This is a genomic window from Spirosoma agri (genome assembly GCF_010747415.1).
GTDB lineage: Bacteria > Bacteroidota > Bacteroidia > Cytophagales > Spirosomataceae > Spirosoma > Spirosoma agri.
Map to the genome: position 1 here is coordinate 1,781,687 of NZ_JAAGNZ010000002.1, position 22,250 is coordinate 1,803,936.

The 22,250-nt window shown below is 53.4% G+C and carries 13 protein-coding genes; 1 reads left to right on the forward strand and 12 read right to left on the reverse strand.

Annotated elements, in window-relative coordinates; all coding sequences use genetic code 11:
- The 11 genes from GK091_RS23950 to GK091_RS24000 all read right to left on the reverse strand — a co-directional run bounded on the left by GK091_RS23950 (position 1) and on the right by GK091_RS24000 (position 20,026).
- Positions 1–2,259: an outer membrane protein assembly factor BamB family protein gene (locus tag GK091_RS23950; RefSeq protein WP_164042781.1), complete on the reverse strand. Its 2,259-nt coding sequence runs from the start codon at positions 2,257–2,259 to the stop codon at positions 1–3.
- A gap of 44 nt (positions 2,260–2,303) precedes the next feature.
- Positions 2,304–3,293: a hypothetical protein gene (locus tag GK091_RS23955; RefSeq protein WP_164042783.1), complete on the reverse strand. Its 990-nt coding sequence runs from the start codon at positions 3,291–3,293 to the stop codon at positions 2,304–2,306.
- Between the two features lie 87 nt (positions 3,294–3,380).
- A complete protein-coding gene (locus GK091_RS23960; RefSeq protein WP_164042786.1) occupies positions 3,381–4,856 on the reverse strand; it encodes a RagB/SusD family nutrient uptake outer membrane protein in 1,476 nt (491 codons plus the stop codon).
- Positions 4,857–4,872: 16 nt separating this feature from the next.
- Positions 4,873–7,863, reverse strand: coding sequence for a SusC/RagA family TonB-linked outer membrane protein (locus GK091_RS23965; protein WP_164042788.1), 2,991 nt, complete (start codon positions 7,861–7,863; stop codon positions 4,873–4,875).
- A gap of 105 nt (positions 7,864–7,968) precedes the next feature.
- Entirely contained in the window at positions 7,969–9,216 is a 1,248-nt protein-coding gene (dgoD, locus tag GK091_RS23970) for a galactonate dehydratase (protein ID WP_164042790.1), read from the reverse strand.
- A 158-nt stretch (positions 9,217–9,374) separates the two neighbouring features.
- The gene (locus GK091_RS23975) at positions 9,375–10,730 is read right to left on the reverse strand and encodes an enolase C-terminal domain-like protein (RefSeq protein ID WP_164042792.1); all 1,356 of its coding nucleotides are present in this window, start codon (positions 10,728–10,730) and stop codon (positions 9,375–9,377) included.
- A gap of 112 nt (positions 10,731–10,842) precedes the next feature.
- The gene (locus GK091_RS23980) at positions 10,843–12,378 is read right to left on the reverse strand and encodes a SusD/RagB family nutrient-binding outer membrane lipoprotein (protein ID WP_164042793.1); all 1,536 of its coding nucleotides are present in this window, start codon (positions 12,376–12,378) and stop codon (positions 10,843–10,845) included.
- A gap of 20 nt (positions 12,379–12,398) precedes the next feature.
- Positions 12,399–15,530: a SusC/RagA family TonB-linked outer membrane protein gene (locus tag GK091_RS23985; RefSeq protein ID WP_164042795.1), complete on the reverse strand. Its 3,132-nt coding sequence runs from the start codon at positions 15,528–15,530 to the stop codon at positions 12,399–12,401.
- Positions 15,531–15,702: 172 nt separating this feature from the next.
- Positions 15,703–16,944: a mandelate racemase/muconate lactonizing enzyme family protein gene (locus GK091_RS23990; protein ID WP_164042797.1), complete on the reverse strand. Its 1,242-nt coding sequence runs from the start codon at positions 16,942–16,944 to the stop codon at positions 15,703–15,705.
- Positions 16,945–17,000: 56 nt separating this feature from the next.
- Positions 17,001–18,041 carry a LacI family DNA-binding transcriptional regulator gene (locus GK091_RS23995; protein WP_164042799.1) on the reverse strand — a complete coding sequence of 347 codons (1,041 nt, stop codon included), beginning with the start codon at positions 18,039–18,041 and terminating at the stop codon, positions 17,001–17,003.
- Between the two features lie 284 nt (positions 18,042–18,325).
- Positions 18,326–20,026 (reverse strand): DUF6909 family protein, encoded by a 1,701-nt coding sequence (locus GK091_RS24000; RefSeq protein ID WP_164042802.1) that lies wholly within the window; start codon positions 20,024–20,026, stop codon positions 18,326–18,328.
- 357 nt (positions 20,027–20,383) lie between these two features.
- Here GK091_RS24000 and mtgA point away from each other — a divergent pair, with 357 nt between their 5' ends.
- Positions 20,384–21,217: a monofunctional biosynthetic peptidoglycan transglycosylase gene (mtgA, locus tag GK091_RS24005; protein ID WP_164042804.1), complete on the forward strand. Its 834-nt coding sequence runs from the start codon at positions 20,384–20,386 to the stop codon at positions 21,215–21,217.
- Between the two features lie 61 nt (positions 21,218–21,278).
- On the opposite strand, the gene GK091_RS24010 is transcribed toward mtgA, so the two are convergent.
- Positions 21,279–22,217, reverse strand: coding sequence for a carbohydrate kinase family protein (locus GK091_RS24010; protein WP_164043040.1), 939 nt, complete (start codon positions 22,215–22,217; stop codon positions 21,279–21,281).
- Between the last annotated feature and the right edge of the window lie 33 nt (positions 22,218–22,250).

Consider the following 22,250-nt stretch of genomic DNA (forward strand, 5'->3'; position numbering starts at 1 on the left):
TTATGGCAACGCAAAGGCGACGTAAGAACCCCCCGGTTTCAATCCATATCGCGTGCCGCCCGCAGCAATGGCGATATACTGTTTTCCGTTGACCATGTACGTGATCGGCGTGGCGAAGCCGCCGGCTGGCAGTTTGTACTCCCACACGATTTTGCCCGTTTTCTTGTCGAATGCGCGGAGCTTTTCATCGTAGGTTGCCGCAATGAACACCAGTCCGCCCGCCGTGACGACGGGACCGCCGTGGTTCTCGGTGCCGGTGGGCGGAATCCCCTTTTTGCTCAATTCGGGATATTCACCCAGCGGCACCTGCCATACATATTCTCCCGTATTCAGGTTGATGGCATTCAGCGTTCCCCAGGGCGGTTTGATGGCGGGGTAATTGTCCTGATCGCGAAATTGGGTGTTGCCATTATTCAGATAAGGAGGAATGTAGGGGAATGAAGCACCTTCGGGAATGGGTGTCGAGACAACGGAATTGTGCTGATCGGCAGGCGCGTTGGTTGGTTTCGCGTCCAGCTTAAGCAGGTAGTTGACCAATCCTTCCCGGTCTTCTTTCGACAAGTGAGCAAAGGAAGGCATCCGTCCCCGCCCGGTTACCAGGAGAGCCTCGATCTGTTCTTTGGGTATGCGTTTACCCACATCGGTGAGGTCTGGGTAAGCCTGGGCCGCTTGCGGGGTTTTACTGGTCTCATTGCTTTTACCGGCCAGCCCATGACAGACGGCACAGTTAGCGGCAAACAAGGTGCCTCCTTTCGTGAGGGCTGCCCCGTTCGTTTGCGCGCGCAGGTCCCGCATTTTCAACCACCAGAGCATGGTATTGGCATTCTGGTAGAGTATACCGTCGGGGTCGGCGGCATTGCCACCCCACTCGGCACCCCCGCCAAAACCATACAACAAAGAGCCTTCTTCGCTTGGGGGCATATACTTACTGCCGTGCCGACTGTTCGTAAATCGGTCCAGTACGTACGCATGTGCTTCGGGCGTGCGGGTGGTAATGTCAGCTTCCGTCAGCTCCTGCCGGACAAACGGAGCCGGTTTTGTCGGAACGGGTTGCGTTGGCCAGGGTTGTTCGCCGGGCAGGGCGGGCGAGGTAGGGACGGGTACTTCGTTAACGGGAAAAAGCGGCTTTCCGGTGTCGCGGTCGAGCAAAAACACATACCCGTCTTTCGTCGCCTGCGCAACCGCATCGACCAGCCGGGGCCGACCGTCGGGGCCATTGTGCTTAACGGTGACGAGGTTAGGCGGGCAGGGCAGGTCGCGATCCCACAAGTCGTGATGTACGGTCTGAAAATGCCAGATGCGTTTACCCGTTTCGGCATTGATGGCAAGAACGCAGTTGGCGAAAAGGTTCTGGCCTTTTCGTGCGCCACCGTAGAAATCAACCGATGGCGACCCGGTCCCGGCATAGACAACGCCCCGTTTCTCGTCGATGACCATACCCGCCCAGCAGTTGGCCCCGCCCAGTTTTTTGTAGGAGTCGGGCGACCAGGTTTCGTACCCATATTCACCCGGCAGGGGGATCGTTCGGAACACCCAGGCCAATTTACCCGTACGCACGTTGAACGCCCGGATATAGCCCGGAGGAGCATCGCCCCCTTCCGAAACGGCAGAGCCCGTAATCAGCAAATCTTTGTAAATGACACCGGGGGTCGTGACGCGTATCGAGAAGTTTGCAACGTCGTAGCCGAGCGTTTCCTTATCACCAAGTCCTTCGTGCAGATCGACCGCACCGTGCTGGCCGAAGCTGTCGATCAGTTGCCCCGTCGTGGCATCAACCGCGTAGAGAAAAGCTCCTACCGAATAAAGAATTCGTTTGTCCCGAGCGTCGGCCCGGTCGCTGTCGGCCCAGTAAACAACCCCGCGAACCGGGTGGAAGCGCGGTTTTTTTGCTGGGTCAGTAAAGGGGTTGAACTGCCAGCGTTGCTTACCGGTTGCCGCATCGACCGCAAACAGTTTCATGCGCGGAGAGGTGCCATACAGAACCCCGTCTACAACAATCGGCTGGCACTGAATGTCCATACCCCGCTGGCCCGGATCGGTGTTGTCGCCGGTTTCGTACGTCCAGGCAAGGGTTAGATTCTTTACGTTCTGCCGGTTAATCTGGGTCAGTGGAGAATAACGATTACCCGCGTTATTGCCACCATACGTGGGCCAGTCATTACCCGGTAGATGCGGATTCACGGCGTTCGTTACCCAGTTTGCCGACAGCAAACCTGCCAGCGCCAGGATGCCAACGGAGAATTTTAGCAAGCCATTCATGGATAAGTCGAGTCAGTGATCGGTCGAGGAGATCGATACGTTTGTTACTTCGTTTTTTCGTAGAATTCGTACTTGATCGTCCACTTTATTTCCTGACCGGGAGCGGCCATTAAGTGGATATACGGCTCTGGGCAAGAGGTTGTCGCACAGGCCCAGTACACTAGTTTTTGCAAGGGCTGATCGCCGGTGATGTGCACGCCCGCGCCCGTTTTCTGATTCTCGATACGAATGTCGTAGTCCGTGGCGGTGGGTCCGAATCCGTTCAGACCAGCGCTGAACACCTGCTCTTTTTTGGCCAGTTCACGCGCATACACGAGATGGTTGCCTTGCGGCAGAATGACACTGCCGAATCCTTTCCCCTCCGCTGTTACCTCGAATGGGAACCGAGTTACTACAGTCGGACCTGTGGGCTGTTTGTCGATGATGAAGAAATTGTGGTCGTACGTGCTCGTCTCGATGGGTAATTGGCCGGTATTTGTCAGGCGGTGTTCCAACACCAGTTCGGGTTTACCTTTAGTCAGCCGGACGGTTTTCGTGTAACGATACCCATAGCCCGTTGGGTCGGTAAGTTCATGCGTAAAGTCAACCGCAACGGTGGCTTTACGATCCTTGTGCTGTTTTACGTTCCAGGTCCCCTGATTCACTATGTCGTAGTATTTCGCGAAGGCATAGGCTTTGTCGTCGGGTTTACGGAGTGTACCGACGCCTATTTTTACGAACGTATCGCCGGGTTTCGCATCGGTGTAACCCAGTGGTGTAAACTCTTCTACGGGGCCGCTGATCGCATCGTGTAACTTGGGGTCGTAGTTGTCAAACCACGGTTCAATGAAGCTGTGGCCTTTGTAGGTCAGGTTTTTGAACGCTCCCGACCAGTCGAAGCGGGTTCCCTGGTAGTAACCTTGGCTGGCGTCGGGCAGATACAGTGTTGTTTGAATAAGTCCATTGGAAAGCGCGGCCTCCGGCCACTCGGCTACTGGAAGTCTGGTGCTGGACAAGCCGACAACTACGAAGGTCGCGAGAAGTGCCTTTTTCAACGTCGTATGGGTTTTGGTATCACGGGCTTCAGCCCGTCTTAAACAGCCGGTTGGTGCGTTAAGACGGACTAAAGCCCGCAATGCCGGTTAGTTCAGGTTCGGATTAATCGACGTATCGGTGTACGGAAGTGGAAACCAGTAATTTGCTTTCGTGATCGCCTTGATCGGTTGAAGATCATCCGCACTTTTGGCGGCATTGGCTTCTTCGACTTTTTCGAGCCGGACCAGGTCGAACCAGCGGGTCCGTTCGCAGGCAAATTCCCAGGCCCGTTCCTGCACGACAGCATCAGCAAATTGGGCTGCCGTCAGGCCATCACCCGGTGCCAGTATTTTGGTGCCGGTCGGTAAGCCGCGCGAACGAACCTGATTCAGCGCATCATACGCTGCCTGATCGGGACCACCCGTACCACGGGCTTTCGCTTCGGCATAAATGGTCAACACGTGCGGGTAACGCATCATGACCGTGGGCAGTGAAATACTGGACGTTACGATGTTTCCTTTGATGTACCATTTTTTGTAGTAGGGATGTTTTGTCAGGCTTTGTTCCCAGGGAATTGTAGTCGCGCCCAAACCGAACTGCGTGCGGAAGGTCGCGTCCTTACGGGGTCCTGCGGGGAAGTTTTTAAAGAAGTTAAGCTCGGCGAACATATCATCCCAGCCCCCTTCTTCGCCTGGCATCGTGGTGTTGCCGTAGGTCGCATTGGCCGTACCGCTACCGCCCGTAAAGCCGTTGATCTGAAACACCGATTCCGGAATACTAGCCACTGCCGGGTCGTTGTCGAAAACAGCCGCAAACGATGACATCAGCGAGAAGCCATACGTCGAGCGATTGTCAATCACTTCTTTGGCCTTCGCAGCCGCCAGATCGTAGTTGGCGGTTTGCTTAAGCGGCCAGCCGGCCATTGTCAGGTACACATCGGCCAAAAACGCCTTTGCTGAACCCGCGTTAGGCCGACCTGGATCGCGTCGGGTATTGGGGAGCATGGTTTCGGCTTTCTTCAAATCCTCGACAATCAGTGCGTATACCTCCGCTGGTGTCGACTTCTTGATGGTGAGCAGATCCGCCGAATATTCGCCCGCCGTGACCAGTGGAATGCTGCCGTAGAACCGGGTCAGCCAATAATAAGAAAAGCCACGAATGAAGTACGCTTCGCCCGCAATAATATCGATGGTCGCTTTCGTTCCAACCGTTTTTGCGTAGTTATTGATCACGTTGTTGGCACCCTGAATGGCTTTGTAGCAACCATTATAAACGGCTCCCGACCGTTGGTTTGTGGTCGATACGTTGAACTGGTCAAATTCACGCCAGTCCGCTTTGTTACTGGCCGGGTGCGTTGTTACGTCGTCGGCACCCAGCACGGCAGCGTTGGCCGAAGGGTGCAGGAACCCGTAGGTCCACTGGGTGCCCAGGCCCCGGTAAGCGCCCGTTAGTGCCGACTCCAGGCCGTCCTGCGTTGAGAGCACGTTACCACCGTACAACAGGCCGGTTGTATCTTCTTCGAGGTAGCCTTTGCAGCCTGCCATGAGCAGAGCCGCCAGTCCAAATAGTGCTAGTTTTTTCATGATTTATCGAAGGGGTTTAGAAGCCCAGGTTGATACCGAGCGTATACTGTTTGGCGTTTGGATAGGAACCATAATCAATGCCGATGGCGGTGTCGGTGCCCGAACCTACTCGGGCCGATTCTGGATCGGGACCTTTGTAGTTCGTGATCGTCAACAGGTTTGTCGCGCTCGCAAATACCCGGATAGTGGCTTTGCTGTTGATGAAACTCGTTGGCACGTTGTACGACAGACTAACGTTTTTCAGCCGAACGAAGCTGCCATCTTCGATGAACCGACTCGACTGCGTAAAGGGCTGGTAGGTTTTCGTAAAGGCCGGTACGTCAGACGTTTCATTCCCTGACCGATAGTAATCACGGATTTCAGACAGAATGAACTGCCGGGCGTCACCCGCCCCCGACATCGCGGCTGCCCGCGTGTAGTTGAGCTTGTCGACACCGAAAACAGCGTTGAAGAAGACGTTCAGTGTCAGCCCTTTGTACGAGAAGGTGTTATTCCAGCCGCCCGTCGCTTTCGGAAACGCCCGGCCAATAATCTGGAAGTCATCCGTTGTGATGGTATTGTCGCCGTTGAGGTCCTGGTAATGCGGATCACCCGGTACGCGACCCTGCTTGGCGGCCGCATCGGCTTCGTTCGGTTTCCAGGTGCCCAGGTACTTTAGCCCCCAGTACGACCCCAGTGGCTCACCCGGTATCAGCATAAACTCGTTCGTTGTGGACATACCGCCACCGACGCCCGTACCTGTGCCAAGCCTTGGATAACCGCCCAGATCGAGTACTTTATTTTGTAACGTCGACACGTTCAGATTCGTCTCCCAGCGGAAGCTGCCGGCGATCAGGGGGGTACCACCGATCGAGAATTCAAATCCTTTATTTTCGACCTCCCCCACGTTCCGGGCCTGTGTACCCCCACCGGCATAGCTTGGGATCGCCACGTTCAGCAGCAGGTCCGATGTGTTTTTCTTAAAATAATCCGCTTCGATGTGTAACCGACCATTCAGAAACTCCATTTCAAGGCCCACATCCGTCTGCCTGGTCGTTTCCCATTTGAGGTTTGGATTGCCTGGGTTACCCAGCAGTACCCCCGCTGTAGCGGCTGAGTTATTGTAAGCGACCTGGGCGGTGCTATACGTCGATATGGTCGAATAGGCACCTAGCGCCTGGCTACCCGTCATACCCCAGCTTCCCCGGAGTTTGAGGTTGCTGAATACATTAAGTTTTTTGATAAATTCCTCTTCCGATAACCGCCAGCCCAGCGCCACCGACGGAAAAACGCTGTATTTGTTGCCTGTGGCAAACTTCGACGACCCATCCCGACGAACAGCCGCCGTAACCAGGTATTTATCCTTAAACCCGTAGTTTACACGGCCCAGCAACGAAAAAATCGTCCACTTCTGGTAACCCGATGCCACGGTGGCGGCTGTGTTAAGGCCAAGATTATCGTAGCCTAATTGGGGAAACCGCAAACCCGACGCACTGGCGGTAAAGTTCCGATCCGTAAACTGCTGGGTTTCCAGAACGGCAACTGCGTTGATCGAGTGGTTGCCGACCTTGAGGTCGTAGTTCAGATTATTCGTGTTTTGCAGCGTTAATTGCTCCGATGAATACCGGCTTGCCGATGGCACGTTGTTCGAGAGCCGCTTGCCCGTCAAACTCAGGTTTTGCGCATTCAGATAATTGACGGCATACTGCAAATCGATCGACAGCCCTTTGATGGGTAGTTTATAATTCAAACCCGCGTTGACATTAAGACTGCTCCGGTTTTGATCGACCGACTGATCGTACAGATAATCCAGCGGATTGCGATAAACGGAACCAATGGGGTCCGTAAACGTTGGTTGCCCGTCGGTTCCGTAGGCCGGCGTGGTCGGTGCCCAGGCCAGTGCCTGCACAATAGCTCCTCCGTCGAGCGTGTTATGGTTCTTGGTTTGCGTTCCCCACAAGTTCAGGCGAAATGACAGCTTGTCGTTCACCTGCGTGTTCAGATTCGTGCGCAGGATGTACCGCTTGAACCCGCTGTTGTTGACGATGCCATTCTGGTCTAAATAATTACCTGACACCATGAAGGTCGTTTTTTCGCTACCGCCCGACAGGGTGAGCTGGTGTTGCTGACCAGATCCGTTCCGGAAGACCAGGCTCTGCCAGTCGGTGCCGCCATTTTGCTTGAACTGAGCGATCTGATCGGTAGTAAACGGTGGGGTAGTCCCAACAGCGGTCGATCGGGCATTGACAATTTCGGCAAACTCGCCAGCTGGCAGTACGTCGTATTTTTTGATCACCTCCGACGTGCTGAACTGGCCTTCGTAGTTGACTTTTAGGCCTTTCGCTCCTTTCTTGGTGGTGATGATCACAACGCCGTTTGCTCCCCGGCTACCATAAATGGAGGTCGAAGCGGCATCCTTCAGTACCTGAATGGTTTCGATGTCACTCGGGTTTACGTAGTTAAAGTTCGCCCCTAAAAAACCATCGATGACATATAAGGGATCGTTGTTTCCCAGTACGGAGTTGGCACCTCTGATCCGGACCTTGGCATCGCCACCGGGTGCGCCATTGGTCTGGCTTACCTGCACACCCGCAGCCCGCCCTTGCAGTACCTGATCCAGTCGGGTAACGGGTTGCTGGGCAAATTCCTTGGTCGAAATGGCGGTCAGGGCACCGGTTACGTCCGATTTGCGCTGCGTACCGTACCCAACGACCACCACTTCATTCAGCGTTTTCTGATCTTCGGCCAGCTGAATATTGATCACCGCGCGGCCATTCACCGGGACCGTTTGACCAACGTAGCCGATCGTCGAGAACACCAGCGACGATGTACCGGCGGCATTCAGCGCGAAGTTGCCTGATGCATCGGTGGAGGTGCCTATGGTCGTGCCGCTCACCTGCACGTTCACACCGGGGAGCCCCTGATTGTCTGGACCGGTAACTTTACCGGTCACTCTGGCAGTCTGCGCAAAGACATAGCTTTGCCCCAGAAGCAGCAGTAAAACGAAGAGTTTTACAATTTTTCTCATGTGTACGGGATTATTAAAGAATAAAGGAATACGATTGATGTAACGCGGGTGGGAACCCGCGATTAGTTGAGATAAATCGCGGGTTCCCACCCGCGTTACAGCGAACTACCAGTCCACTACGGAACCATCGAGGGCGTTGTAGACCTCCGGATTTTTCCAGTCGTGACCGATTTTGTCCTTCATCAGGGCGTCGTCCAGTTCCACACCCAGACCGGGGCCTTTAGGAATTAGTACTGTTCCGTCGCTCTGTAGTTTGAACGGGTTCTTGAGGTAGCCTTCGCCCAGTGAAACCTGCTCCTGAACGAGGAAATTGGGCACGCTGGCGGCCAGATTGAGCCCGACGGCCAGAGAGATTGGCCCCATCGGATTATGAGGGGCAATCGGGACATAATAGGCTTCGGCCATCCCTGCGATCAGGCGGCCTTCCGTAATGCCACCCGCGTGGCAGAGGTCAGGCTGAACGATGCTGGCGGCTCCTTTTTCGAGAATCTCGCGAAAGCCCCATTTTGTGAAAATCCGCTCACCGGTTGCAATGGGCAGGTGCGTACCCCGCGCAATGTCGACCATCACATCCACGTTCTGCGCCTGACAGGGTTCCTCAACGAACATGGGTTGAAACGGCTCCAGTTGTTTGATCAGCACCTTGGCCGTCTGGGGTGAAATGTTTCCGTGGAAGTCGATGGCAATGTCCATCTCCGGTCCACCTGCCTCGCGCAACGACGCAAAATTGTCGACCGCGTGTTTAATGAATTGTGGGTTTTCGACAATGTTGGCCGGGTTCTTATGCGCAACGCCGGTTTTGATGACGGTGAAGCCTTCGGCCTTCCGTTTTTTCATGTCTTCGGCATTGCTGGCCCGACCGTACACCCGAACGCGATCGCGGGTTGGGCCACCCAGCAGTTCATAGACGGGTACGTTCAGCAGCTTACCCTTGATGTCCCACAGTGCATGGTCGATGCCGCTTAGCGCACTGGTTAGAATGGGACCACCCCGATAGAACGCGTGCCGGTAAATGGCCTGCCAGTGGTGAACGACCTGACGTGGATCTTTCCCGATTAAATAGGGTTCTACCTCCTTGATGGCCGTTTGAATGGTCAGCGCCCGACCTTCCAGCAGCGGTTCGCCCAAACCATGTACCCCAACGTCGGTGTGTATTTTCAGGAAAATCCACCGGGGTTTGACCAGGAACGTTTCAAGCTTGGTAATCTTTACTTTGCTGTAATCGGCAAAGTGGCCGGGACTGGCGGCATACGACGTTTTTGGCAGGACCATCGATCCCATGCCCGCAATGCCCAGCACGGATTGTAGGGCAGAACGGCGTGATATGCCGTTTTTTCTGGACGGTGATTTCATAAGGATTAGGATTTGTAGAGACGCAATCCCTTGCGTCTCCTTTGCGTCAGCAATTGGTGTATTAGCAAAAACCATCCGGTCAATTGCCATCCGGTCATGAGCCGCAAGGGATTGCCGCACCGGCGGTGATGCGGCATTCCGACCGGTCTCTACATGTTTTACGGCCGGATGATGGTCCCGTCCATTTTGCGCACCTGCCAGTTGGATTTGGTAGTGATGGGGTATTTGGCCGCTTCCTTTTCATTAATGTCCACGCCTAACCCCGGCACTTCGTTGACCGACATATATCCTTTATCCATCGTGGGGCAGCCACTGAATACGTCTTTAGTCTTATCCGAAAAGGCCACCGCTTCCTGAATACCAAAATTCCAGACGGCCAGATCAATGTGGGCATGAGCCGCGTGCCCCACCGGCGACACATCGCCGGGGCCGTGCCAGGCTGTGCGAACGTTGAACCATTCACCCAGGCGGGCCACCTTCATGGCGGGGGTGATGCCGCCAATCTGGGAAACGTGAATGCGGATGTAGTCGAACCACTGGTTGGCCATCGGCTCCTTAAACTCATTGATGTTATTGAACAACTCGCCCATCGCAATTGGCACCGTTGTGGTCTGCCTCAGTTGCGCGAACCACTTCATATTTTCGGGCGAGAAGGGATCTTCGATGAAGAACGGTCGATACTCTTCCACCTGCTTGATCATGTTGATGGCTTCCATGGGTTGCACCCGTTCGTGCACATCGTGGAGCAGTTCGATCTCTTCCCCGCACTCTTTGCGCACCACGTTAAACATCTTGGGGACTGATTTGAGATAGCCCATCACGTTCATGTACGCGTCGCCTTCGTAGCCAAAACCCGCAGCCTTGAAATCGGGCTTATCGACCGTGCTGCCAACACCACCGTAACCACCCTGCTGAATGCGGATGTACTTGAAGCCCTGCTCCATAAACTTCTTGACGCTGTCGGCCGTTGCTTCGGGCGTGGTGCCGCCCGCGTGGGTATAACAGGGAATGGCGAACCGAACCTTACCGCCCAGCAGTTGATAAACCGGCATTTTGGCCCGCTTTCCTTTAATGTCCCACAGGGCCTGATCGAGTCCGGAAAGGGCATTGTTCAGAACGGGGCCGTTGCGCCAGTAGGAGCTGACGTAGGCCGATTGCCACATGTCTTCGATGTTATCGACATCTTTGCCAACGCAGAATTCGTTGAGGTAGGTGTTGATCGCGACCACGACGGTAGCGGCCCGTTGGGTAAAAGTAGCGCAGCCGAGTCCATACAGTCCGGGCTCGGTCGTTTCCACTTTGACGACGATGAGGTTCGATCCTTGCGGAGCGGTGGCAATGGCTTTGACGCTTTTGATTCTGACGGGTGGGGCACCGATGGTGTACTGGGGTTTGCCCTGCTGTTCGCGCGCTTCGGCGGTGGACATGCCGCCAAACAGGCCCATAAGGCCGGCTGACGAGCCAAAACCAAGCATTTTTAACGTATCACGGCGACTTTGATCAGGCTGATTCATGCGAAAAGGGTTGAGATAAATTGATTTGATAAATTATTCTCTGACAGAATTTACATGATTAGCAGAATTAATTTTCGGTAGCCTAATCCTGTCAATCCTGTCGTAGAAAAAACTACTTTTTGTCCCACCAGACGCGGGTATCCAGCGTATTCGGTCCCTGCCGGGCGATGGCTTCGTTCAGCTTACCGGAATTGACGACAATCTCGCTGTCCGGGTACGGCATGCGACGGATGAAATCGCCCTTTACCTCGGAACCGGGGTACGGGTTTTTCTTCAGGGCCGGAAAGCCGCTGCGTCGGAAATTGGCAAATGCTTCGGTGCCATCCAGGAATGAAGCCACCCAGTACTGCGTGTTGATCTGGTCCAGCGCTTTGGCCGCATCCAGCGGATGGGCGTTGAGATAGGCTTGCACACTCGCTTCCGGAATGGTTGCTCCGTACGAGGCCATTTGCTCCAGATTGGCCCGGATTCCTTTGGCAAAGTAGTCCGCTGCGGTCCCCGTCGTCCAGCCCCGAACGGCCGCTTCGGCCAGCAGGAACTGTGTCTGTGCGTAGGTGATGTGAAATTCGGGCGCGTCCAGTTTGAGGACAGTGTTCAGGTTGACCTGTGAGAAGTCCCACAAACTAGCCACATTGTTCTGAGCCAGTACCGTCGTGATCGACACGTCGTTGTACCCCATCGGCATGCCAACCTGTACCGCCGGGTCAGACGATGCCCGTGCCGAGACCTGTTCCTGACCGCCTTTGGCCCCTACGTAGCGAACGGCAAAAATGGAAAGGCGAGGGTCGTTGTTGGCTTTCAGGTAATCGACGAACGGGGCCGCAAGGTAAAAGTTCGTCTTTTCGCGAGCCGCCAAGTGGTTGGCGATGTAGTTGTTGTAAATAGCCGTGTGGCGCAGAACCGAATTGTCGGCGTTCGATTGGAACACTCCACCGGCTACGGCCTTTTTGACGTACGTTTCGGCCATCGTGGGATCAACTTTCGACAGGCGCATCCCCGCCCGAAGCATGAACGAATAGCCTAGTTTTTTCCATTTCGCGACATCGCCACCGTACAGAACATCGGTCACTACCGCCGATTGTGTCGTGGTCAGTGCAGCTGAAGCTTCGTCGAGTTCTTTCAGGATGTCTTTGTAGATGTCCTGCTGCGCGTCGTACTTGGGCGTGATAATCTCCGTCGTGTACCCCTGTCCTGCTTCAAAATACGGAATATCGCCATACGTATCGGTCAGGATCATGAAGACGTACGCCTTCCAGATACGGGCTGCGTTGTAGGTATTGATTTGCAGTGGATCGCTCTTGGTTTGGTCCAGTACCGACACCAGTTGCTTGAGCACGTTGCGGTAGAAATTCTGCCAGACCAATGGGGTATTACTGCTGTTGATCTGGTCGTAATTCGCGCCCGACAGCGAGCTACCATACGGCGTAATGATCTGCTGCACGATACCGAAGTTGTAGGTCAGCATCCCCAGCGTACCAAATCCGTCGAGGTAGTTGGTGTTGATAATGGCCTTATTGAGCACCAGAGACGGAGCCAGCGAGGTTGGGTCCACCTTGTTGGTGTTGATCTCGTCAAAACCCTGGTCGCAGCCCGAAAGCAGACTCAGCGAGAGGAGCAGCCCGAGTGTATAGATGAGTTTGGTTTTCATGGTTTCTTCGGATAACGTGGTTAGAATCGAACGTTCAGGTTGAAGCCAATGCTGCGGGTCGGTGGCAGCCCCGGCCAGAAATCGAGTCCCACCGCGTTATCTGAAGAAACCAGCGCTTCTTCGGGGTCCATGTTCTCCGTCCATTTCTTGATAATCAATACGTTGTTGGCTACGGCGTTCAGTTTCAGACCTTTGATGAAGAGGTTCTGGGGTAGCAAGGAGGTGAAATCGTAGCCCAGTGAAAGCTGCCGCAGTTTCCAGAAACCGGCATTGCTGACGAAATCTTCGTTGATACCCAATGGGTTGATCGATTCGTAGAACGGTTGCACAGCCGCGCGTGTCTGATTAATTTCCCCGTTGGGATTAACGCCGTTCCCGATCACGTAGCCCACATCCCGTCCCGGTAGTGTCCGTTTCGACAGGCCGTGGCGCATGTAGTTGATGTTACGACCCGCAATCATTTTGTGGCCCAGTTTGAAATCGATCAGGAACGAAAGGGATACGCCCTGATAGGAAACCGTGTTGGTGATGCCACCGAAATAACTTGGCAGGGCGTTACCCACGTTCACCAGCGTGTTGTTGCGCATAGGCATCCCGCTATTCTGATCGAACACCTGCCGACCCTGGGCATCCCGCAGATAGGTGAAGGTGTACAATTGCCCGATGGGTTTGCCGACGACCTGATTCAGCACCCGGCCGCTACCTCCGCTTGCCGTGATGATGGTATCATTGGGCGATAACCCCAAGCGCAGCACTTTTGAGGTATTGTAAGATACGTTGGCGCTAACATCCCACCGGAATTTCGGCGTAACGATGGGCGAAAATGTTAATAACATCTCGATCCCCTGGTTCTGACTGCGCCCTACGTTGATTAGCTTAGTCGTGTAGGACGACGCATCGGAAATCTGAGCCGCCAGAATCTGATCGTCGGTTGTTTTGTGGTAGTACGTGAAGTCAAAGCCGATCTTGTTATTGAATAGCTTCAGTTCCAGCCCAACCTCCGCTTCCTGAACGCGCAGCGGACGCAGGTTTTTATTGGGAACCTGCGTCGCATTAATGCCGCCTACCGGCACCAGCTGACCCGACGGATTGGCGAAGGCGTTGTTGTCGACCTGGTAGTAAAGCGCGTTGGAATAGGGATCTACGTTGTCGGAACCGACCTGCGCATAGGCCGCCCGCACCTTTCCGAATGACAACCAGGCTGGCAGGGCCTCAAACGCCTGGGAGAATACGAAACTACCGGTGACCGATGGGTACAGGATGCTCCGGTTAGAGGGGGCCAGCGTTGAAAACCAGTCATTGCGTGCCGTTACGTTCAGGAACAGATAGTCCCGGTAGGAGAGGGTTGCAGCCCCGAACAGGGAGTTGATTTTCTTTTCTGCCAGCCCGTAGATCGGATTTTTGACCCGCCCATTGGCTACCGTATACAAGCCCGGCTGTACAAAATCCTGGACCGTTACGCTGTTGTAGTCGTTACGGGCGTAGCGGGCATTACCACCCAGGGTTATGTCGACGCCAATTTTTCCGAACGTCCGGTTGGCACCCAGAATAAAGTCCAGATTTCGTTCGGTGTTCTGGCGAACGTCCTGTGTGTATGAGCCGTTTACGAAGCCGACGGGTGCTTTGGCAATGGGCGCGTAGCCGTTCGGAATGTTGTAATCCTGGTTGCGGATGTAAAAATCCTGGGCAATTCGTGCCTGTAGATAGAGCCAGTCCGTGAACTGATATTTGAGCGCAACGTTGCCAAATAAGCGGTCGCGCCGGATGTTCTCGAAGTGATGGCTCATCGAATAGTACGGGTTGTTCCGCACCAGAAAGCGAGAGAACACAAACTCGTCGCCATTAGGTAAGGTCTGATTGTCCCGCAGTGCCTGAAACGGCATGGAATTGGCTAGTGTGAACACCACTGTCGAGACCGAAAAATCCTGAGCGTTCAGTTGGGGCGGGTTGATGTTATTTTCTTTTGAGTAGTTGATATTTCCGGAGGCTGTCAATTTGCTGTTGATGTTCTGGCTGAAACCCAGGTTGATCACTTTGCGATTGAAGGTGTTATTCTCTAGAATACCCCGGTTGTCGGTGTTGCCAAACGACAAGCTGAAACCACCATTTGTCCCGTTGTTGGCTACCGTTACGGTGTTGGTGAAGTTGGTACCCACGCGGTAGAACTGTTTTACCCGATTGTAGACAGGCTCGTAGGGATACGTTTTGTTGTCGAACAGAATCTGCGTCATGCCCGGCTGAAACTTCTCGCCAAAGCTCCATACGCCCGATGTCGGGTTCGGGCTAGTTGGTCGTTTGCCGCCTTCGCCCTGCCCGTACTCATACTGGAAATCAGTAAAGTCCAGCGGTGTATCGGTGGTGAAATTGGTGTTGTACGTGACGCCGAAGCCTTTGCCAGTACCCCGGCTTTTTGTCGTGATCATTACAACCCCATCTTTAGCCCGTGAGCCATAGAGGGCAGCTGCCGTGGCTCCTTTCAGCACCGTCATTGTTTCAATGTCGTCGGGATTGATGCTACTCAGCCCATCGCCACCGTCTGAATTGTTGGCCGCACGCGAGCCAAAATCGCCCCCCAGTGAGTAGTTCGAATTGTCGATCGGTACGCCGTTCACCACGATCAGCGGGTTGTTCTGGCCACTGAACGACGACTGACCACGGATGCGGATTTTGGCCGTTCCGGCTGGTCCCGTCCCCATCGTGGTAATATTCACGCCCGCCATTTTGCCCTGTAGTCCGCTCACAAAATTGGGCGTCCGGTTGGTCGAAATCTGATCGGCATTGACCGTTGCCGTTGCGTAACCCAGCGTTTTTGATTCCCGTTTGATGCCAAGTGCCGTAACGACCACTTCGTCGATGGCTTTCGCATCTTCAGCCATCTGCACATTGACAACGGAGCGATTGTTAATGGGAACCGTTTGACTTACGTAGCTGATGTATGAAAAAACCAGCGAAGCCGTTGCCGGAGCGTTAATAGCGTAACTACCAGTCGCATCGGTGGCTGTGCCAATCGTTGTACCGCTAACCAGCACGTTTACACCTGGCAACCCTTGTTTGTCGGGACCGGTGACCTGCCCGGTTATTCGGTTCGTCTGGGCTAGTGTCAGGCTACCGCTCAGACACAGAAAAAGAAGAAAGACTAGAGCTCTGTTCATGGAAATAGGATATAGGGTTAAGGAAAAGAGGTAAAATCAACTACTTATATCACTAATTACTATTGGTATAGTGTAACTTTATGGCGGCTCCGGAAACGACTGCCCATCCCGGCGATAAATCCGGGTCGTGGTAGCAGTCCTGCCTTCTTCTTCAGGTTACTGGCGAGCGGTCTTACCAGTTGTGTATCGCGCCGTCGGGACTTTTCAGGATTGGGTGCGGAAACTGCGTTTTGGCGGTGACCTCCATAACGAAGGTTGCTTTCTTCGGGTCGAATTTGACCCCTAGGCCAGGTTCCGGATTCAGGTAAAGCTTGCCGTTTTTGAAGTTGACGAAATCCTCATTGAAGTACGCAGGACGTTCCGGCTCCCCACCACCGAGTTCCATCAGGCAGCGCATCGGACTGCTGGAACCCAGTACGTGCACGAGCGTAGCCGTTGCCAATGGTCCCGTGAAGTGCGGAATCATGCCTACGTAGTGCGTTTCACACATGGACGCCAGCTTTTTGAACTCAGATATGCCACCGGTATTGGGGAGCGTGAAGCGGGTGTAATCGATCAGGCGTTGTTCGATAAACGTGTTGCTGTCCCAGCGGTCGCCGAATTGTTCCCCCACCGCAATGGGTACGGTGGTCATCTGGCGAACCGTTTTGTACACATCCGGATTTTCAGACCGAACAATATCTTCAACGAAGTAAGGCTCCAGATTTTCAAGGGCTTTGCAGATTTTGATGCCCTCGGTGGTGTCAAAGCGAGTGTGCAGATCAATGGCCCATTTGCCACCACCGCCCACAGCCGCGTCGATTCGTTTACATAACTCAATCGTCTTTTTGGCGTTGTCATAGAAGTCAAACGGGGCTTCCCCGTTGCCACCCGTTGGCCCGATCCGATAAGCCCGCAGCCCCGCTTCGATACAGTCCCGCGCCCGTTCTTCTTCCGTTTTGGCTTTTGACGCCCGAAAGCCGGTTGCATAACATTCAACGTAGTCGCGCGTAGCCCCGCCCAACAAATCGTAGACGGGAACGCCCAGTGCTTTCCCCTTGATGTCCCACAAGGCCATTTCGAGCGCCCCCAGCGCGTGAAGCTTTTCGCGGCCCGGCGGGTAGAACATACCCCGGTACACGTTCTGCCAGATGTGCTCGATGCGGAACGGGTCTTCGCCGATCATCATCTGGGCACACTGTTCGATCATATCTTTGGAACCGCCCTCACCAATGCCGACAACACCGCCATCGGTCTGAATCTCAACGATACCACGAGCCTGATTAAAGAGCGGTTTGTTGTAACCGGGGGCCGCGTAGTACCTGATTTTAGTAATCTTTAGTTTTGGCGCAGCCTGAACCATGCTTTGCGGTAAACCGGCCCAGATGGCGGCTGAACTGATGAAGGAGGATTTGAGAAAGGATCTGCGTTGCATTGGCTGATTGAGGAATTGAAAAGAGTACGCTTAATCGTTTAAGCAATTGATTAAATTTAAGTCGATCCTTCTTTTTTGGTTTTAGAGGACGCTCGCTCTACTAGTTCGGCTTTCATCAGAATCTGCGCGGGTTCGGTTACGTTATTAGCTAATTTCTTCACTAACAGCTCAATAGCTGTCTGGCCCAGCAGCACAATCGGTTGCTTCAGATAGGTTATCGGGCAATGGTATAACTCAAATACTTCGGCTTGCCCAAAACTGACTATGGCCAGTTCCGAAGGTACGTTCAGCTGTAGCGTGTTGATGTACTTCAGACCATTGATAGCCAGACTGTAGGTTGCAAATAGAAGCGCATCAACCGGATAATCAGCTTTCAGCAACTCATCGATAGCGGTTCTGACACCGGTCTCAATCGTATCGATCCGAACGACTTTCAACCAGGATTTTTGAACATGCTGGCTGCCCGCTTCTAGCGCATCCTGATACCCTCGTATGCGCTCCTGCATGTGGAACATTTGCGAGTCATACGCGATCATGCCGACCCGCTGGTATCCATTTTCGATTAGGTGGGTAGTGGCTTCATACGATGCTTTATAATGATCGGTAGAAACAAAATCGGTCTGTATATCCGGAAAATACCGGTCTAACAGAACAAAAGGAATATTCTTTTCTTTTAGATCGAGAATCTGTTCTTCCGAATTTTCGGATGAGACAATGATGAAGCCATCGACCTGTCTGTTTATCAGTACATTCAATAAATCCCGTGACTTATCAGCGTTCTCGTCCGAACTGCCGATAATAACAGTATACCCGTTGCGCTTCGCTTCATCCTCAACAACCCTGGCTATATTGGCGAAAAACGGGTTCGAGATATCGGCAATGATCAGTCCAATGGTATGCGTTTTTCCGCTGCGCAGACTTTTCGCCAAGTGATTGGGCTGGTAATGGAGTTCGGTCGCAATTTGTTTGATTTTGCGGGCAATTTCCTGACCGACCCGACTCTCCTTCTCCTTTCCATTCAGAACATAAGACACTAGTGCGGTTGAAACACCGGCTTTTTGCGCTATATCCTTTAGCGAAGTTTTTTTAGTACTCATCTAGTTTTTACGGCGCTCAAATCTATGCTTAATCCTTTAAACAACAAAGAAATAATAAGGAATTTTTACTATTTTTTTAATTAATAGCATTATTAGGCTAAAGCAATACGTGCGCCGTACTTACTGTCAGGGGTTGTTGGCGAAGCTGGATACACTGTGATGCGTGAGGATTCACACGTTTTAGCGTAACGCGGACCGCTCGGGCGGCCCCGTTCCAGTCCGCAAGTTATATTATATATGAAGTTAACCTGCGGACTGGAACGGGGCCGCCCGAGCGGTCCACGCTACGTCAACACTTTCTCAAGGCATTTGACGGTGATCAGATATGTAGGTTTTACCCCTAACGTGCCGAGACTGCCGGAGGCCAGTGTAGCGCCGGTGAGCAGCGGATTGTCGGATGCATAATAGGCGTAACGCACTTTCACCGTAGCTGAAATGCTATCGCGTATTTTTGACTGCGCCTGAATCGCTTTCTGATAATGAGCGCCTTCCATTTCGAGGCCAATTGCCTGCCACGACGAACTCCGGAAATAGCTTAATACGTCTTTGTTCTGTAGCGATGTTCCCAGCACCGTAATCATGGCACCTTCGTAGACCCCAAGACCATGTCCCTCAAAGTCCGCTTTGCAAAAATCGTTTTCGAGCGGGTAGTTATCGGCGGTGCCTTCAAAAATATGCGATGTTGGAATCATCAGGTCGCCTTTTTCGCCCGTCAGGATACCCGCTTTCCCGATGATCGAAATCGATGACACATTGAGCGGCATGATTTCTTCGCCCCGCTCGAAGGGTTTCAACAACTCATCCATTGTTTCAAACGCCTGCTCACCGAATGCATAATCCATGATCAGCAGCAAGGGTTGTGTCGCCTTGAGGTGTTCGGGATCGTGAGTAATCTCCGACGATAGCGTTGTTATGTCCAGCCGAGCAGTGTCGATGAGTTGCACCAGCAAACTGGTTCCGGCGATGTCTTCCAGTATGTGCATCCCGTGTTCCTTGGCGTAGCTGATCACTTGCTTTCGCGATTCGCGTTGAGCGGGCAGACTCAGTTTCAGGGCCAGATCGTAGAGATTATCCCAGGTTGTTGTTTCGGCCAGCGCACCGGGTGCGTACAAACAATTCATAACGCTGTGGGGGTTGGCGCTGATAATGTGAATGGGCCGATCCTGTAGGTTATGTTCCCAGATGTACTGTTTAATGCGGGTTGCCCAGCGTTCGCCGTAGAGGTGTTGGCCGATCCGTTCGCGAAGCATGGGCGTGAAATTAATTTCGCGCGCTGTATTGGTCTCGCGCGTTTCACGTACCGACACGCTGCCCAGATTGTAGACGATCTGAAACAGACCGTTGTTCGTACCGGCATTTTCGGCAAACCGGTTGTAGGCACGCTGGGTCTCTTCAAACGTGCGGCCCAAAATGGAGCTGAGGTACATCAGCGCCAGTTCGCGTTCGTCGTCCGATACCGTTCCGCCCGATTGAATGATGGCTTCCAGTTTTTCCCACTCACGAGTCCGGCTACCACGTTCCTGAAAAGCGTTGCGCCGGATTTTGTCCGCTTCCATGAACATGAATGTTAGGTGAGTCAGAATGTCGTAGATTTCGCTGCGGCCATTCGTTACCTCAATCACCATCTGTTCGTCATCGATCCGGTAACAGTTGCGACGGCGTTTGGCGGGAACCAGCACCGGGAAGTGTGAATGTTCGAAGCCTTCCCGGGAGGCCAGCGAAATAATCCGGCAGGCTTCAATGCCCTTGGGGAGTCGGTCCATCACGTAGACCAGCCCATCCAGTTCAACCCGTTGCGGGTCACCGACCAGCCCGTAGATTTCGGGTTGGAGCGTCAGGAGAGCCCGACGGATCTCTTCGCCGGATACGCCTGACGGTTTATAAAACCCCCGGTTAAATAAATGGCGCATCGTGATGTACAACCGTTCAATAGCAACGCGCGACTCCTGAGCGCGGGTGAGTGGGGGAGAAGGTATTAAATCCATGAATAAGTAGCTAGCGTAATAGGGTCGCGAAGTACAATGACTTGCGATAGTCACCTGCGTGACTGATTGAGAGAATTAACAGGATTACCGGCATTTAAGTTGGGTTGTTCATCCATTATTCGTGCTGTCGTCGGCAAGCTGATTGAACCGTTGCGAGTGGTGCTGGCAATTGGCAAAGAATATGTAATAAAGTGAGTATCAATTTATAAAATGAGACTGGCCTCTTTCACGTTAAACGGAGGCCGGGTAGTGAAGGCTGACTGGATCAGACGGGTAGATAGGTTTCTGAAGAAAAGAGAAACCAATTTGTCCACACTACTAGAAAAACTATCATTTTCGCGTACTAGAATCGCTTTTATGAATACTCCTCAGCGCCCCGCGAATGCATTCAGGACTGCCCCGCAGCAACCCCGGCCTAAAGCTGGCCACTCATCGGCGCAGCGCCTACAGAAGGGGGGACGTTGGCAGAAGGCACGGCTGTATATTCGTGAACGTCCGCTGCTGGAACGGATTTACTGGTTCTGTATCAAAGCGTTTCTGTGGTTATTTTTCGGATCGTTTGGCTACGTAATCGTTCTGAAATACGTACCGGTCTGGGTAACGCCATTAGTTGTGGCACGCTGGGTCGATACCTTCGGAACCGATGAGAGTAGTCATGTGTACAAAAAATGGAAGTCGTACGACGAGATCAATAGGGAAGCGGCTTTGGCCGTCGTTGCGTCAGAAGATCAGGATTTCCCAACGCACTGGGGGTTCGATTTCGACGAAATTCAGGATGCGATCAAAGAGAACCAGACGCGGAAACGCCCTCGCGGGGCCAGTACGATTTCGCAGCAGGTGGCGAAGAACGTATTTTTGTGGAATGGACGCAGTTATATCCGCAAAGGGCTGGAAGTGTATTTTACCGCGCTGATCGAGTTGATCTGGGGAAAAAAGCGCATCCTGGAAGTATACCTGAACGTGGCCGAAACCGGGCCGATGACCTTTGGCGTAGAAGCCGCGTCGGAGCGGTTTTACGGTCACTCAGCCGCAACGCTGTCACGTAGTGAAGCTGCCCGAATCGCTGCGGTATTGCCGAATCCGCGTCAGTTTTCCATTAAAAATCCGTCGAACTACGTGGTGCGACGGACACGCCAGATCTCCCGACAGATGCGGTATCTCGGCGGCCAGAAATACATTCGGAATTTATAAGCTCCGTTGACTGACCTAAACACATTCGGATTGTTCGTGTCAGTCAACGGTTAGCTACCGATCAACGATATAATGATTTGCGGTCAACCTGACGCGGAAGTGGCCCCTGCCGGGCGAGTTTCATGTGCGCTAGTGTGGCACCTGATCGAGCGCATTGTTCCGGAGTATGCCCATCAACGAAAGCGGTTAAAAAGCCCGCCCAGTACGCATCACCTGCCCCCGTAACATCGACAACATCAACTTTCTTACCCGGTACGATCGCTTGTTGAGTACCGCCCTCGTACGAAACCAAGCTCCCATTCGGGCCCATCGTGAAACAGATCATCGAAGCGCCCATAGTATGAAAATCGCTCAAAATGCGTTCGGTTGGCTGTTTTTTGCCGTAAAGCCGTTCGGCATCATCCTCACTCAGTTTAACCAGCGCACCCGCCGAACAATAATCGGCCAGCACCTGCCACGCCTGTTCACGGTCGGGCCAGATACTCGGCGCATAGTTCGCATCGATCGTTACCTGACAGCCAGCCGCCTGAGCACGTTTGGCCGCATCGACAATGACGGCTTGAGCGGGTTGCCGACTCAGCGCAAAGCAGGTTGTATGAAACAATTGTGCCTGCGCCAAGAGGGAATCCGGAATCTGGCTGGGTTTGATCTGACAGTCGGCATGACGGTAAGCAACGAAATCAGGCGTAGCGGCCGTTCGGGACACGAGTACAATACTCGTCGGTTCCAATGGATCGTTGGTAATAAATTGAGTATCGACACCCGCTTCGGCAACCTCACGCGTCAGATACAGACCTATATTGTCGGCCCCTACGCAGGCGACCATAGCCGTTTTGTTTCCCAGCCGGGCCATATTGGCCGCCATATTGGCCGGACTTCCACCTTGGTATCGTCTAAAGTCCAGCGCGTCGAGCAAACTGGATGAAACATGGTGACCAATCAGATCGGCCAGTAATTCGCCAACGGCGAGAAGAGTGTAGGGGCGGGGAGAAGTCGTCATAGAAAAAGCATCCCAACCAAATGAGGTGTTTGG